Here is a 15059-nt window from a genome sequence, read left to right on the forward strand (position 1 = left end):
AGGCGCGCTACGACGGGCGTTCGCCGGTGGGGGCGCGGCCGACCGTGGACTCCCGCACCATGAGCCGGTAGTCCGCCCGGACCTCTCGCGGCGGACGGTCGGAGCGTCCGTCGATCCGGAGCTTCAGCAGGTCGACCGCCATGCGGGCGAGCTGGGCCTTGTCGGGCGCCACCGTGGTCAGGGTGGGGGTGCTGTAGCGTCCGTCCTCGATGTCGTCGAGCCCGGCGAGCGCGATGTCCTCCGGCACTCGCAGGCCGACCGCCAGCACGGTCCGCATGGCCCCGAGGGCGAGCAGGTCGTTGAAGCAGAAGACGGCGTCCGGCGGTGAGGGCGAGCGCAGGAGCCGGGCCATGGCCGAGGCTCCCTCGGCCCGGTGGTACCGCTCGACCTCGGCGGTCGACTCCGGCAGCCCGTGCGCGGCCATCGCCTCGCGGTACCCGGCCAGCCGCAACGGGGCGGTGCCGCTGACGGACGAGTCCTGCACTCCGAGGGCCGCGACCCGCCGGCGGCCGAGGCCGATCAGGTGTTCGGTGATGTCGCGGGCCGCGCGGACGTTGTCGATGGCGACGTGGTCGGCGGGGCCGTCGTAGATGCGTTCGCCGAGCAGGACCAGTGAGGTGTCGTCGGTGCGCGCGGCCAGCTCGTCGGCGCCGATGGCGATGGGACTGAAGATGAGCCCGTCGACGCGGTGGTCGCGTACCCCGTCGAGAACCTCCCGCTCCCTGGCGAGGCTGCCGTCGGTCTGCTCGATGATCACCAGCCAGCGGTGCTCGGCCGCGACCTTGATGATCGATCGGGACAGTTCGGCGAAGTAGGGGGCGTCGAGCTCCGGCAGCGCGAGGGCGATGACGCCGGTGCGTCCCAGCCGCAGGTTGCGGGCCGACAGGTTGGGCTGGTAGCCGAGCTGGGACAGCGCCTGCTCCACCTTGGTACGGGTGGCGGCCGAGACGTGGGCGTAGCCGTTGACCACGTTGGAGACGGTCTTCACCGACACGCCGGCCAGTTGCGCCACGTCGCGCAGGCTCACTCCCATCGAAGTCCCCTCTCGGTGTCGGAGTCCGATCGTAACGCCCCGGTATCGGCGATCCGCCACCTGTTTACAACGTTGGAACAACGTTGTAGAAACCTCAGCAACGTTGTTCCGACGCACAGAAGAGGACAGCTCCTTGACGACCCGAGCTCGTCTCACCCTCGACCCAGCCTTCCGGATCGCGCCGGTCGAGCCGCGGCTGTTCGGCTCGTTCGTCGAGCACATGGGCCGCTGCGTGTACACCGGGATCTTCGAACCGGGTCATCCGAGCGCGGACGCCGACGGTTTCCGCGCCGACGTCCTGGAGCTCGTCCGCGAGCTCGGCGTCACGCTCGTCCGCTACCCGGGCGGCAACTTCGTCTCCAACTACCGGTGGGAGGACGGCGTCGGCCCGGTCGATCAGCGCCCCACCACGCTCGACCTGGCCTGGCGCAGCATCGAGGACAACACCTTCGGGCTCAACGAGTTCATGGCCTGGGCCGCCAAGGCCGGCGTGGAGCCGATGATGGCCGTCAACCTCGGCACGCGCGGGGTCGCCGAGGCCCTGCGCCTGGTGGAGTACGCGACCTACCCGGGCGGCACCCGCCTGGCCGAGCTGCGCCGCGCCCACGGGGTGGACAAGCCGCACGACATCCGCCTGTGGTGCCTGGGCAACGAGCTCGACGGGCCCTGGCAGATGGGGCACAAGACGGCCGGCGAGTACGGCAGGCTCGCCGCCGAGACCGCGCGGGCGCTCAAGCGGTTCGACCCCTCCCTCGCCCTGGTCGCCTGCGGCAGCTCCAACAGCACCATCCCCACGTTCGGCGCGTGGGAGGCCGAGGTCCTGGAGGAGACCTACGACCTGGTCGACTACATCTCGCTGCACGCCTACTACGACCCCTCCGACGGCGACGTCGACTCCTTCCTGGCCAGCGCCGCGGACATGGAGCACATGATCCGGTCCATCGCCGCGACCGCCGACCACGTGGCCGCCCGGCTGCGCAGCCGTAAGCGGATCAAGCTGTCCTTCGACGAGTGGAACGTCTGGTACCAGAGCCGCTTCGGCGGGGAGTCGTCGCTGGAGTGGGCCCGGCACCCCCGGTTGATCGAGGACTGCTACGACGTCACCGACGCGGTCGTGGTCGGCAGCCTGCTCATCACCCTGCTCCGCAACTGCGACCGGGTGGGCGTCGCCTGCCAGGCCCAGCTGGCCAACGTGATCGCGCCCATCATGACCGAGCCGGGCGGGCCGGCCTGGCGGCAGACCGTCTTCCACCCGTTCGCCCTCACCGCCCGTCATGCGCGCGGCCAGGTGCTGCGCGTGGAACCCGACTCCCCGACGATCCCGACCGCCAAGTACGGCGAGGCGCCCGTGGTGGACGCGACGGCCACGCACGACCCGGACAGCGGCGAGCTGGCGCTGTTCGTGGTCAACCGTGACCGGCGCGGGCCCTGCGCGCTGGAGGTCACCCTCCCGCGGGGCCTCACCCCGGTGCAGCACCTGGAGCTGGCCGACGCCGACCCTTCCGCGCGCAACACCGCCACCGACCCGTACCGTGTGACACCCCGTCCCGGTTCCGGCCTGACGTTCCAGGACGGCGCGGCGACCCTCACCCTCCCTCCCACCTCCTGGACCCTGGTCCGTTTCGCCGCTAAGGAGTAAGGCCATGACCAACCCCCTGTCCCGCCGCGCCTTCCTGGGGCTCACCGGAGCGGCCGGCCTCACCACCGCGCTGGCCGCCTGCGGCGGCGGCACCCGGCTGGGCGCCGGCTCAGGCACGCCGACGCCCGCCGCGCCGGCCTTCACCGGCGGCGAGTACACCGGCCCCAAGGTCACCCTGGAGTACTGGAACGGCTTCACCGGCGGCGACGGCCCGCACATGCGGACCATGCTCGACGGCTTCAACCAGCGGTTCGCCGGCCGGATCGAGGTGCGCAACGTCACCCGCCGGTGGGAGGACCTCTATCCCGCCATGCCCACGGCCATCGCCGCCGGCAAGGGCCCTGACGTGGCGATCATCCACAACGACTGGATCGGCACCTTCGCGGTCCGGCAGGTGCTCATCCCCATCGACGACGTCGTGGGCGCGCTGCGGCTCACCGAGGACGACTTCATCCCGGCCGTGTGGAAGGCGGGCAGCTACGCCGGCAAGCGCTACAGCGTGCCGCTCGACGTGCACTGCCTCGGCGACTACTACAACACCGCGCATCTGGAGAAGATCGGGCTGAAGGAGGCGCCCGCCGACAGGGCCGCCTACGAGGAGGCATTGGCCGAGCTGAAGAAGGCGGGCATCGCCGCCCCCTTCTGGATGCCCAACAAGTGGCCCGCGCACCTGATGTTCATGAGCCTGCTGTGGCAGCACGGCGGCGAGCTGTACAGCGAGGACGGCACCAGGGCGCTCTGGGGCTCCGAGCAGGGCGTGCAGGCGCTGAGCTGGATGGTGGAACAGATCGACAAGGGCTACAGCCCCGCCAAGGTCGCCATCGACAGCCAGTACGCCGCCTTCAAGAACGACAAGGTCAGCCTCACCTGGGACGGGATCTGGCAGATCAACGATCTCAGGACGAACGCGCCGTCCCTGAAGTGGAACCTCGCTCCCGTCCCGGCCATCGGCGGCAGCCCCGCGGTGTGGAGCGCCTCCCACAACTTCGTGCTGACCGCGCAGGCCGGCCGGGACGCGAACAAGGTCCAGGCGGCCAAGGTCTTCATCGACCACATGAGCCGCCAGTCCACCGAGTGGGCCAAGGCGGGCATGATCCCCGCCCGCAACTCGGCCCGGCAGGCGCCCGAGGTCGCCGAGCTGCCCCAGGTCAAGCTGGCCGCCGACCTGAGCGCCTTCCACTTCCTGCCCGCCTTGCCGGGCGTGGGCGACGTGCAGAGCAAGGCGCTGGAGCTCGCCGTGGCCAAGGCCGTGCTCAAGCAGGCCGCCCCCGCCGACGCGCTGAAGGAAGGCGTGGCGACCGCCGACAAACTGCTCGCCGACAACAAGCGGAAGTACGGGCGGTGAACGACGCCCTCACCCGCGCGCCGGGGGCGGCCGAGCAGGCCGTCCCCGCCCGCGCGGCCAGCCGGATGCGGTGGTGGACCCCGTACGCCTTCCTGGCTCCCTACCTGGCGCTGTTCACGGTGTTCATGCTCGTGCCCATCGGGTTCGGCCTGTGGACCTCCCTCCACGAATGGGACATCAACCTGCCGGCCAAGCCGTTCGTGGGGCTGGCCAACTACGCCGACCTGTTCGACCCGGGCAGCGTCGACGGATCCCGCTTCTGGCTCGCGATGCGGGCCACCGGCGTCTTCACCGTGGCGTCGGTGCCCATCCTCATCGTCCTGCCGCTGCTCGTGGCACTGCTGATGAACGGCCGGTTCAAGGGGCGCAACGTCTACCGGGCCGTCTACTTCGCGCCCTACGTCCTCGGCGTCGCCGTGGTCGGCCTGCTGTGGCGCTACCTGCTCGACGGCAACATCGGCCTGGTCAACCACTACCTGGGGCTGGACGTCCAGTGGACGACCGACGTCCCACCGGCGTGGATCGCGCTCGTCGGCGTGACCGTGTGGTGGACGCTGGGCCTCAACGCGGTCATCTTCCTGGCCGGGCTGCAGGACATCCCCCGCGAGCTGCACGAGGCCGCGATGGTCGACGGCGCCGGCGCCTGGCGGCGCTTCCGCGCCGTCACGCTGCCCGGCCTGCGGCCCGTCATGGTGTTCGTGGTCAACGCCACGATCCTGGCCTCCGCCAACATGTTCGGCCAGTCCTACCTCATCACCGCGGGCGCCCCCGCCGACCAGACCAAGACCGCGATCTACCTCATCGCCGAGACCGGCCTGCGCCAGTTCGACATGGGGACGGCTTCCGCGATGAGCTTCGTCCTCGCGGCCTTCCTCATGGTGGCCAGCGCGCTGGTGTTCGGCGTGTTCCGAGACAGGGACAAGCGATGAACAGGGACCTCAGAAGCCTCCGGCGGGCGTTGCTGCACCTCGTGCTCGCGGTCATCGCCGCGCTGTATCTGAGCCCGCTGCTGTACATGCTGGTCACCTCGGTCAAGACCCGTGAGGCGGCCCAGTCCACGACTCCGCAGTGGGTGCCCGACCCGTTCACGACCGACGCCTACCGGGAGATCCTCACCAGCGCCGACAGCCCGGTGGTCACCTGGTTCCTCAACAGCCTGCTGGCCGCGACCGGCCATGCCGCGCTGGTGCTGGTCACCGCGGCGCCCGCCGCGTACGCGCTGGCCCGCCTGCGCTTCCGTCTTCGCACGGCCGTCTTCTCCGTGGTGGTGGCGACCCTGTTCGTGCCGCCCGTGGTGCTGCTGATCCCCAACTTCCTCATCGTCAACGAGCTGGCCTGGGTCGACACCCTGCCCGCCGTCATCGTCCCGGCCGCGGCCGGCGCCTTCGGCGTCTTCTTCCTGCGCCAGTTCTTCCTCACCTTCCCGGGGGAGCTGGAGGAGGCCGCCGAGCTGGACGGCTGCAACCGCTGGCAGATCTTCACCTCGATCGCCCTGCCGCTGTCGCGACCGGCGCTCGCCACGCTGTTCCTGCTGTCGTTCCTCACCAACTGGAACGACTTCCTGTGGCCCCTCTACGTGCTGCTGAGCCCGGAGGCACTGACGCTCCCCGCCGGACTGGGCAACTTCCAGGGCGCCAACAGTATCCGCTACGACCTGCTGATGGCCGGGGCGGTGATCGCCAGCGTCCCGGTGCTGGTGCTCTACCTCGTGGCGCAGCGGTGGGTGATCGAGGGCATCTCCCGCTCCGGGCTCAAGGGGTGACGCCCGCGGGCTCGCCGTGCGGCGGGCCGCCTCCGCGTGCGCGCCGCCGGAACGGGTAGGGATCCGGTCCGTACGGAGGAGGGGAGCGGTGGCGCACGATTTCCGGGTCTGGGCCCCTGGCCGTGACCGGGTGGAGCTGGTGCTCGGTGCGCGCCGGCTGCCCATGAGACGGTCCGGCGGCGGATGGTGGGAGCGTACGGTCGAGGAGGCCGGGCCGGGCACCGACTACGCGTACGCGCTGGACGGCGGGCCGCCCCGCCCCGACCCGCGCTCGCCCTGCCAGCCGCACGGCCCGCACGGGCCCTCCCGGCTGGTCGACCACGCGGCCTTCGGATGGAGCGACGACACCTGGCGGGGGACGCCTCTGCCCGGCGCGGTCCTGTACGAGCTGCACGTGGGCACCTTCTCGCCCGACGGGACCTTCGACGGTGCGATCGAGCGCCTGCCGCACCTCGTGGAGTTGGGCGTCGACGCGATCGAGCTGATGCCGGTGGCCGAGTTCCCGGGCCGCCGCGGCTGGGGGTACGACGGGGTCGCCCTGTTCGCCCCCCACCACGCCTACGGCGGGCCGGACGGCCTCAAACGCCTGGTGGACGCCTGCCACGCGCACGGGCTCGGCGTGGTGCTGGACGTCGTCTACAACCATCTGGGTCCCTCGGGCAACTACCTTCCGGAGTTCGGGCCCTACTTCACCGGCCGCCACAGCACCAACTGGGGCGACGCGGTCAACTTCGACGGCCCCGGCAGCGACGAGGTGCGCGCGCTGGTCGTCGACAACGCCCTCATGTGGTTGCGTGACTACCACTGTGACGGGCTGCGCCTGGACGCCGTGCACGCGATCGCCGACACCTCGGCGGTGCACGTCCTGGAGCGGCTGGCCGAGGAGGTCGCGGAACTGGCCGCGCACGTGCGCCGCCCGCTGTTCCTCATCGCCGAGAGCGACCTGAACGACCCCCGGTTCGTGCGCTCGCGCGAGGCCGGCGGGTACGGCCTCGACGCGGCCTGGGCCGACGAGTGGCACCATGCCCTGCACGCCACGCTGACCGGCGAGCGGAGCGGCTACTACACCGACTTCGGCCCCCTCGGGCTGCTGGCCAAGGCCCTGCGGCAGGCATGGGTGTACGACGGCGCGTGGTCGCCGCACCGCGGCCGGGCGCACGGCCGGTCCCCGGCGGGGCTGTCCGGGCACCGGTTCGTGGTGTGCGCGCAGAACCACGACCAGGTCGGCAACCGGGCGAGGGGCGAGCGCAGCTCCGTGCTGATGAGCGAGGGCCGCCTGCGGATCGCCGCCGCCCTGCTGCTCACCGCCCCGTTCGTGCCGATGCTCTTCCAGGGCGAGGAGTGGGGCGCCACCACCCCTTTCCAGTACTTCACCGACCACGAGGACCCCGAGCTGGGCAGGGCCGTCAGCGAGGGCCGCCGCCGGGAGTTCGCGGCGTTCGGCTGGGAGCCCGAGCAGGTCCCGGACCCGCAGGACCCCGCCACCTTCGAGCGGTCCCGGCTGGACTGGAGCGAGCGCGACAAGGAGGCCCAGGCCGGGCTGCTGGCCTGGCATCGGGAGCTGATAGCGCTGCGGCGGCGGATCCCGGCGCTCTCCGACGGCCGGCTGGAGCGCGTCCGGACGGACCACGACGAGGACACCGGGCTGCTCACCGTGGCGAGGGGACCGGTCCTGGTGGCGGTCAACCTCGGCGCGACGGCGCGGACCGTGCCCGTCCCCGGACACGGAGAGCTTCTGGCCGCCTCCGCCTCGGGAGTCGCGCTGCGCGGGAAGGACCTGACCCTGCCGCCGGACACCGTGGCGATCCTGAAGGACTGAGACGATGGCCGACGCATGGGGGATCGAGCACCACTACGACGACGCCGACGGCCGCCGCCGCGAGGTCTCGCGCCAGACCGTCACGGCGCTGCGTGCGGCGATCGGGACACCGCCGCACGCCGGGGCCGCTCCCGGTGACCCCGCGGGGGTGTCCGTGGACGGGGGGCGAGGTCCTGGGACGCTGGTGCGGCGGCGGGGCGACCGGGTCGGTCCGGCGGACCTCGTCCTGGAGGACGGCACCGAGCTGCGGGTGGAGGACGTCCTCCCGCCCGACCTCCCCTTCGGCTATCACCTGCTGCGGCGCGGCCGGCGACGAGACCGCTCACCGGCTCGTCGTCAGCCCCGGCCGGTGCCACCTGCCGGCGCGCCGGGCCTGGGGATGGACGGCGCAGCTGTACGCCGCCCGCTCACGCGAGAGCTGGGGCATGGGGGACCTGGCCGACCTCCGGCGGCTCGCCCGCTGGTCGGCCGAGGAGTGCGGGGCCGGATTCCTGCTGGTCAACCCCCTGCACGCCACGGCCCCCGTCACCCCCGTCCAGCCGAGCCCGTACTTCCCCGCCAGCCGCCGCTTCCGCAGCCCGCTCTACCTGCGGCCGGAGGACGTGCCCGGAGCCGCCGAGGCCGGCGTCGACCTCGCCGAGGCGGCGGCGCGCGGGCGCGAGCTCAACGAGCGCCGGCTGATCGACCGTGACGAGGTGTGGCGGCTGAAGTCGGGACTGCTGGAGAAGATCTGGCGGCGCTCCCGCCCCGGTGCGGAGTTCGAGGCGTGGCTGGCCGGGCAGGGCCCGGGGCTGGAGGAGTTCGCCACCTGGTGCGTGCTGGCCGAACGGCACGGCCCGAGGTGGCGGAGCTGGCCGGCGGAGTACCGTCGCCCGGACGGCCCGGCGGTGGGCCGTTTCGCGCGCGAGCACGCCGAGCGGATCCGCTTCCACGCCTGGCTGCAGTGGCTCACCGATCGGCAACTGGCCGCGGCCACCGCGGGGATGCCGGTCATCCAGGATCTGCCCGTCGGGGTCGATCCCGACGGCGCCGACGCCTGGTCCTGGCAGGACCTGCTCGCCCAGGACGTCAGCATCGGGGCGCCGGCCGACGAGTTCAACACCGCGGGTCAGGACTGGGGGCTGCCGCCGTTCGTGCCGTGGAAGCTGCGCGAGGCCGGATACCGGCCGGTCGTCGAGAGCATCCGGGCCACGATCGCCTCGGCCGGGGGCCTGCGCATCGACCACGTCATGGGCCTGTTCCGCCTGTGGTGGATCCCGTCCGGCGCGGGCGCCGGCCAGGGGGCCTACGTCCGCTGTCCGGCCGACGACCTCCTCGACATCGTCGCCCTGGAGAGCCACCGGGCCCGCGCCATGGTGATCGGCGAGGATCTCGGAACGGTGGAGCCGGGCGTGCGGGAGACGCTCGCCGGCCGCGGCATGCTGTCCTACCGGCTGCTCTGGTTCGAGGACGCCGACCCCGCCGCCTGGCCGGAGCAGGCGATGGCCGCGGTCACCACGCACGACCTGCCGACGGTCGCCGGCCTGTGGGACGGCGGCGACCTGGCCGCCCAGCGACGCCTGGGGCTCCATCCGAACGAGGAGAGCACCGAGGCGGTGCGACGCAGGCTCGCCGAGAGCGGCGGCCTGGCCGCCGGAGCCGGTGGCGCGGACGCCGTGCTCGCCGCCTACCAGGTGCTGGCCAGGGCTCCCGCGCTGCTGTTGACGGCCACGCTGGACGACGCCCTGGCCGAGCCGGAGCGGCCGAACATCCCGGGCGCCGACGACCTGCGCCCCAACTGGTGCATGGCGCTGCCGGCCCCGCTGGAGGAGCTGGAACGCGGTCCGCTGGCGCGCCGGCTGGCGGAGATCCTGTCCGGGGCGATCGCCTCCACGGGAGACGAGCCCGCTCCACCCGAGCAGGTCGCCGCCCCTCCTGTCAAGGCGCCCCCGCCGGCCTGAGGGCCCGGTCGGCAGCTCTGACCAGCGCGTTACCTTCTTGGCGCCCCCGGTGGTGATCCTTGCGCACGCCATGTGCGTAGCGTTACAGTGTCAATACTCAGCGTGACACGCCGAGTCGCATCGGGAGGATCATCGTGAAGAGAATCGCCCTCGTCCCCGTGCTCGCGGCCGCCATGGTCGCGGTCATGGGCAGCGCCGCCTACGCCTCGCAGTACATCGCCTACGAAGGCCCCGGCTTCACCGGCCGGCAGCAGTTCATCGACGCCTGCGGGCCGTCCAACATCCACTACCACGGGTCCTACAAGTGGTACGGCGACGGCCAGAGCGGCCGCATGTACAACCAGCCCAACGCGCAGGGCGTGATGCACTTCGAGCTCGCCGCCGACCGCAACGCCGAGCAGCGCACCCCCGTGGGCTGGCAGAGCATCTTCATCGTCTGCTGACTTTCCTTCCGGGAGGAACAGGGCGCCCGCCGGACCCCACCCGGCGGGCGCCCGCCCGTGTCGCGGCGGCGGGCCCGGTATCCTCGGCTGCGACCGCCGGCGCCGAGACGGAGCGAGCCGTATGGAGATCTGGATCAACCCGCAGTGCTCCAAGTGCCGCTCCGCGCTGTCCGTGCTGGACGCCGAGAACGCCGACTACACCGTCCGGCACTACCTCGAAGAGCCGCCGACGGCAGAGGAGCTGGCCGCGGTGCTCGACCGGCTCGGGCTCGAACCATGGGACATCACCCGCGCCGGCGAGCCCGTCGCCGCCGAGCTCGGGCTGGCCGGCTGGCCCCGCGACCCGCGGTCCCGCCAGCGCTGGATCGAGGCGCTGGCCGAGCACCCCGTGCTGATCCAGCGTCCGATCATCACCGCCGACGACGGCACGGCCACCGTGGCCCGCACCCCCGAGGCCGTCCGCGCCGCCCTCGGCCGCCCCTGAGCCGGAATGCCCGGAGGGAGCTCGGGAAGGCCCGGAGCTCTGGCTTTCCGGCGCTCCAGCCACCAAGATCGTCATCATGCAGATCGGGTTCGCGGTCCCCCAGTACGGCCTCTTCGCCGATCCGGACTTCATCCGCCGGGCGAGCACGGACCTGGAGGCCATGGGCTACCACAGCCTGTGGGCCGGTGACCGGGTGCTGGTGCCGCTGGCGCCCAGCGACCGCTACCCGGGCGGCGACGGCACCATCCCTCCGGCGTTCACCCGGTTCTTCGACCCGCTCGCGGCGCTGACCCTGGCGGCCGTGAGCACCCGCGCCGTGCGGCTGGGCACCAGCGCGCTCAACGCCCTGTGGCAGCCGCCGGTCGTGCTCGCCCGCGCCCTCGCCTCGCTCGACCTGCTCAGCCACGGGCGGCTGGACGTCGGCATCGGGCTCGGCTGGCTGCGCGACGAGTACACCGCGGCCGGAGTGCCGTGGCGGGGCAGGGGACGGCGGCTGGAGGAGACGCTCGACCTGATGGAGTCGCTCTGGGCCGACAAGGTGGTGGAGCACGAGGGCCCGCTGTGGACGGTGCCGCCGTCCCACGTCGATCTCAAGCCCGTCCAGCGGCCCCGCCCGCCGATCCTGCTCGCCGGGTTCACCCCGGCGGCGCTGGAACGGGTGGGCCGGCGCGCCGACGGCTGGCTCGGCGCGGCGATGCCGCCGGCCTACCTGACGTCCCTGTGGGAGGTGGCGCTGCGGGCCGCCGAGCGGGCCGGCCGGGACCCGTCGGAGCTGCGCATGGTGGTGCGCGTCAACCCGGTGATCACCGCCGCGCCCGTACCCGCCGACCGGGTGCCGCGCGAGGGCACCGTCCGCCAGCTCGCCGACTACCTGCTCGGCCTGACCGAGCTGGGCGTCCACGAGGCGTTCGTGGACGTGCAGCCGGCGGAGTCCTCGCAGGCGCGGTTCATGGAGGTCGCCCAGGAGCTCATCGGCCTCATGGGGCGGTGACGGCCGGGTTATGCCGCCGTTCCGATGATCGTCGGCATGCGAAAGCTTCTCGTTCCCGTGCTCGCCGCGGTTGTGCTGGCGGCCGCGGTCCCCTCGAACGCCGCCGGCGCGGACACCCGAACCATCTCCTGGGCGCCGTGCGCGGAGGATCCCACCGCCGAGTGCGGCACGCTCACCGTTCCCGTCGACTGGGACGACCCGGGGAGCGGCTCGATCGACCTGGCGCTGGCCAGGCGCAAGGCCACGGACCCGGGGCGGCGGATCGGCTCACTGGTGGTCAATCCCGGCGGCCCCGGCGTCTCGGGCGTCGAGTACGCGCTGCGCGCCGGCGACTACCTCGGCAAGGACCTGACCGGCAGGTTCGACGTCGTCGGCTTCGACCCGCGCGGCGTGGGCCGCAGCCACCCGGTCGTCTGCTCGGCCGACCTGCTGAGACACGCCCCCGAGCCGATCATGAGGAGCCGGGCCGGCTTCGACGCCCGGCTCGCGTACAACCGGAGCCTGCGCCAGGACTGCCGGGCCCGCACCGGGCCCCTGTACGACCACGTCGACACGCTCAGCGTGGTGCGCGACGTGGACGCGCTGCGCGCCGCGCTCGGCGAGGCCGAGCTGACCTACTACGGCGTCTCCTACGGCACGCTGATCGGCCAGCAGTACGCCGAGCGCTACCCCGGCAAGGTGCGCGCCGTCGCCATGGACAGCTCCTTCGACCACAGCCTCGGCACGGCCGCCTACCTCGACACCGCCGCCGCCCACGCGGAGGACTCCTTCGACGCGTTCGCCGCCTGGTGCGCCCGGACCACGACGTGCGCCCTGCACGGCGAGGACGTGCGCCCCCTCTGGACGGACCTGCTGGCCAGGGCCGATCGCGGTGAGCTGCGCGACCCGTACCAGCCCGACCAGCGGCTGAGCGGCTGGGACGTGGTCAACCAGGCGTTCGCCGCGTTCTACGGACCGTACTGGAACGAACTGGCCCAGTGGCTCGTCGCCGCCGACACGGGCGCGAGCCCTCCGGCGCGGCGCGTCCCCGCCGTGCCGGGAGAGGGCACGACGACGGGACGCGCCGGGGAGGAGGTGGCGCCCTTCGCGCGCACGGTGTTCTGCCAGGACTTCCACCTGCCCGTCCGCGACTACGACGAGTACGCCGCCCACCTGCGCAGGCAGTCCGCCATCGCGGAGGACATGCGCTACAGCCCGGCGGCGCTCTACTCGGTGGCCGCCTGCCTGGGCACCCCCGCCCCCGTCCCCAACCCCCAGCACCGGCTGACGGTGGACGGCACCCCGCCTCTCCTGCTGGTGAACTCGCTGCACGATCCCGCCACCGGCTACCTGTGGGCCCTGGGCACGGCCCGGCAGATCGGCGGCGACGCCGCGCTCCTCACCTACGAGGGGGCGGGGCACGGCGTCAACGGCCGGGGGGACTGCGTCACGAACGCCGTGACCGGCTACCTGACGTCCCTGACCGTGCCGGCTCCGGGGACGCGGTGCCCCGCCCTTCCGGTCAGCTGAACGGGATCCACGACCGCCGGGCCAGCGAGGCGGCGTCGTTGACCTGGACACCCGTGTCGGAGACCGTCCAGATGGCGTCGCCGATGACCATCGAGCGCTGGATGCCCGGCTGGTAGACCATGTCCGACTGGCGCTTCCTCGGGTGCTCGATCATGCCGGTCCGGGTGATCGCCGAATCGGTGATCTTCAGGACCACCGCGCCGTTCTGTTCGGTGCCCGGCCCGTACGAGTTGAGCGGGATGACCGCCGTGCCGGTCTTCGGCCAGAACAGGAACGCGTGCGGATCCCACTCCGCCTCCGAACCGGAGTCCTTCTGGAAGAGCTGCGCCAGGCGGCGCGGGGCGGCCGGGTCGCTCACGTCGAACAGCGACACCTGCGTGCCCATCGTGCGGCCCTTCTCGCTGGCCTCCTGACCGATGCCGATGAGCCGGCCGTCACCGGCCGGGTGCAGGTACGCGGAGTAGCCGGTGATCTTCAGCTCGCCGGTGACCTTCGGGGCGGCCGGGTCGCGCAGGTCGAGCGTGTACAGCGGGTCCACCTGCCGGAACGTCACGACGTAGCCCACCGGCCCGATGAAGCGCACCGAGTAGATCCGCTCGCCCTTGCCGAGGCCGCCGACCTGGCCGGTCTCGGCCAGGTCCGAGGTCCTGAGCACGTGGACGCCGCTCTCGCTCCGCTCGCCGTCGGCCGAGGTCACGGTGGTGGCGACGCGCAGGTGACCCTCGTGCTCGGACAGGCTGTACTGGTTCAGCAGCCGGCCCGGGACCTTGCCCGAGGCCGCGTAGACCGGCGCGCCGGGGCCGCCGATGTCGAAGCGGTGGACCTCGGTCTCCTCGGGCGGGACCGTGGGGGTGCGGGTGGCCTTCGGGGCGTCCGTGGGCGACTCCGTGGGCGACTCCGTCGGGGCTTCGGTCGGGGTGACGCTGGTCGTCGGGGTGAGGGTGGACGTCGGGGTGACGGTGGGCTCGGCCGGGGTGGGGTCGTCGGCCGGGGCCTGCGCCGTGCTGCTCGGCGCGTCCGGCACCGGCTCCGCCGTGTCCTCCATGACCGCCGGGTTCACCGGCCACCAGCGCGGGTTGCTGGCCACGTACAGGCTCTGTCCGGTGCCGTAGACGGTGTCGCCGTCGGCGGCCAGGGCGATCGGGTCGGTGCCCGCCTCGGTGACGCCCCGCGCGAGGTCGAGGGTGTGGACGGTCAGCAGCGAGGCGCCGGTGTAGTCGGCGGGGTGGCTGATCCGCTCGCACGGCACGGACAGCTCGCGCTTGGCGCCGGAGGCGTCGGTGATCTCCACCTTGGGCTGCCACGCGCCGGCGGGCGCCGCGCGGACCGCCTGCTGGTTGAGCCGGCGCCGTTCGGCTTCCGTGGCGTTCTCCTTGGCCTCGGGCAGCGTGATGTCCGGCTCCGAGCGGGTGACGATCCGGACGACCGAGCCGACCATCCGGGCGTCCACGTACTGGCCGCGCGGCCGGATCGTGGACAGCACCTTCGGCTTGCCGCTCAGGTCGACGAGGACGTACCGGGTGTCGGCCTTCATGGGGGCGATCGACTTGTACATGATGCCGCCGCCGCGCAGCAGCACCAGCGCCCGGTCACCGGACATGAGCAGGTCCGCGGGCAGGTAGGCGGGCTCGTCGTCGCCGGTCAGCTTCAGCTTGGCGGTGACCTCCCGCGTGGCGGCGTCGATGATCCGCAGCGTGCCGCCGGTGACCGTGACGACGCGGGCGCCGTCGGTCTTGACCAGGTCCGGCTCGTCCACGCCCGCCTCGTGCGTGTTCGTGGTGGAGTGCTCCAGCGTGATCGTCGACTTGGCCTGCGGCACGGCCATCGCGGTGTCGCGCCGCTCCATCATGAGCACGGGGCCGCCGAACCCCCACGGCCCGACGGTGCGCGCGGCGTGCTCGCGCAGGCCGGCCAGCATGTCGTCGCAGCCGCTGTACGCCACCAGCCGCACGGCCCCGAGCGGTCGCCGGGCGGGGGAGGAGGCGTCGGGCCCCGCCTCCCCGGCCGGGGAGGTGCAGGCGGCGGCGGCCGTGACGAGAGCGAGGGCGGCCGTCGCCGTACGGGTCAGGGTCTTCATGACCACCATCACGGATG

At 72.8% G+C, this 15059-nt stretch carries 12 protein-coding genes; 10 read left to right on the plus strand and 2 right to left on the minus strand.

Annotated features, from left to right (window positions below):
* Positions 1-7: 7 nt before the first annotated feature.
* Entirely contained in the window at positions 8-1033 is a 1026-nt protein-coding gene (locus tag HT134_RS11505; RefSeq protein WP_175600355.1) for a LacI family DNA-binding transcriptional regulator, read from the minus strand.
* A gap of 133 nt (positions 1034-1166) precedes the next feature.
* On the opposite strand from HT134_RS11505, the gene arfA reads away from it, so the two are divergent.
* The 10 genes from arfA to HT134_RS11555 all read left to right on the plus strand — a co-directional run bounded on the left by arfA (position 1167) and on the right by HT134_RS11555 (position 12965).
* A complete protein-coding gene (arfA, locus tag HT134_RS11510) occupies positions 1167-2672 on the plus strand; it encodes an arabinosylfuranosidase ArfA (RefSeq protein WP_175600356.1) in 1506 nt (501 codons plus the stop codon).
* A 4-nt stretch (positions 2673-2676) separates the two neighbouring features.
* Positions 2677-4017 carry an ABC transporter substrate-binding protein gene (locus HT134_RS11515; protein ID WP_175600357.1) on the plus strand — a complete coding sequence of 447 codons (1341 nt, stop codon included), beginning with the start codon at positions 2677-2679 and terminating at the stop codon, positions 4015-4017.
* Positions 4014-4946, plus strand: coding sequence for a carbohydrate ABC transporter permease (locus HT134_RS45450; RefSeq protein ID WP_217707784.1), 933 nt, complete (start codon positions 4014-4016; stop codon positions 4944-4946). The genes HT134_RS11515 and HT134_RS45450 overlap by 4 nt, the downstream gene beginning before the upstream one ends.
* On the plus strand, positions 4943-5779 hold the full coding sequence (locus HT134_RS11525) for a carbohydrate ABC transporter permease (protein ID WP_175600358.1): 837 nt from the start codon (positions 4943-4945) through the stop codon (positions 5777-5779). The genes HT134_RS45450 and HT134_RS11525 overlap by 4 nt, the downstream gene beginning before the upstream one ends.
* 88 nt (positions 5780-5867) lie before the next feature.
* On the plus strand, positions 5868-7598 hold the full coding sequence (gene treZ / locus HT134_RS11530) for a malto-oligosyltrehalose trehalohydrolase (RefSeq protein ID WP_175600359.1): 1731 nt from the start codon (positions 5868-5870) through the stop codon (positions 7596-7598).
* Positions 7599-7732: 134 nt separating this feature from the next.
* Positions 7733-9538, plus strand: coding sequence for a 4-alpha-glucanotransferase (gene malQ, locus HT134_RS11535; protein WP_217707785.1), 1806 nt, complete (start codon positions 7733-7735; stop codon positions 9536-9538).
* Positions 9539-9672: 134 nt separating this feature from the next.
* On the plus strand, positions 9673-9981 hold the full coding sequence (locus tag HT134_RS11540; RefSeq protein ID WP_175600360.1) for a MiAMP1 family antimicrobial peptide: 309 nt from the start codon (positions 9673-9675) through the stop codon (positions 9979-9981).
* Positions 9982-10102: 121 nt separating this feature from the next.
* Positions 10103-10465, plus strand: coding sequence for an ArsC/Spx/MgsR family protein (locus HT134_RS11545; protein ID WP_175600361.1), 363 nt, complete (start codon positions 10103-10105; stop codon positions 10463-10465).
* 76 nt (positions 10466-10541) lie between these two features.
* Positions 10542-11456, plus strand: coding sequence for a TIGR03619 family F420-dependent LLM class oxidoreductase (locus HT134_RS11550; protein ID WP_175600362.1), 915 nt, complete (start codon positions 10542-10544; stop codon positions 11454-11456).
* Between the two features lie 36 nt (positions 11457-11492).
* Complete coding sequence (locus HT134_RS11555; RefSeq protein ID WP_175600363.1) at positions 11493-12965, plus strand: alpha/beta hydrolase; 1473 nt, start codon at positions 11493-11495, stop codon at positions 12963-12965.
* Here HT134_RS11555 and HT134_RS11560 read toward each other — a convergent pair.
* Positions 12958-15042 carry a beta-propeller domain-containing protein gene (locus tag HT134_RS11560; RefSeq protein WP_175600364.1) on the minus strand — a complete coding sequence of 695 codons (2085 nt, stop codon included), beginning with the start codon at positions 15040-15042 and terminating at the stop codon, positions 12958-12960. The genes HT134_RS11555 and HT134_RS11560 overlap by 8 nt on opposite strands.
* Between the last annotated feature and the right edge of the window lie 17 nt (positions 15043-15059).

This window comes from Nonomuraea rhodomycinica, from assembly GCF_013363995.1.
GTDB lineage: Bacteria > Actinomycetota > Actinomycetes > Streptosporangiales > Streptosporangiaceae > Nonomuraea > Nonomuraea rhodomycinica.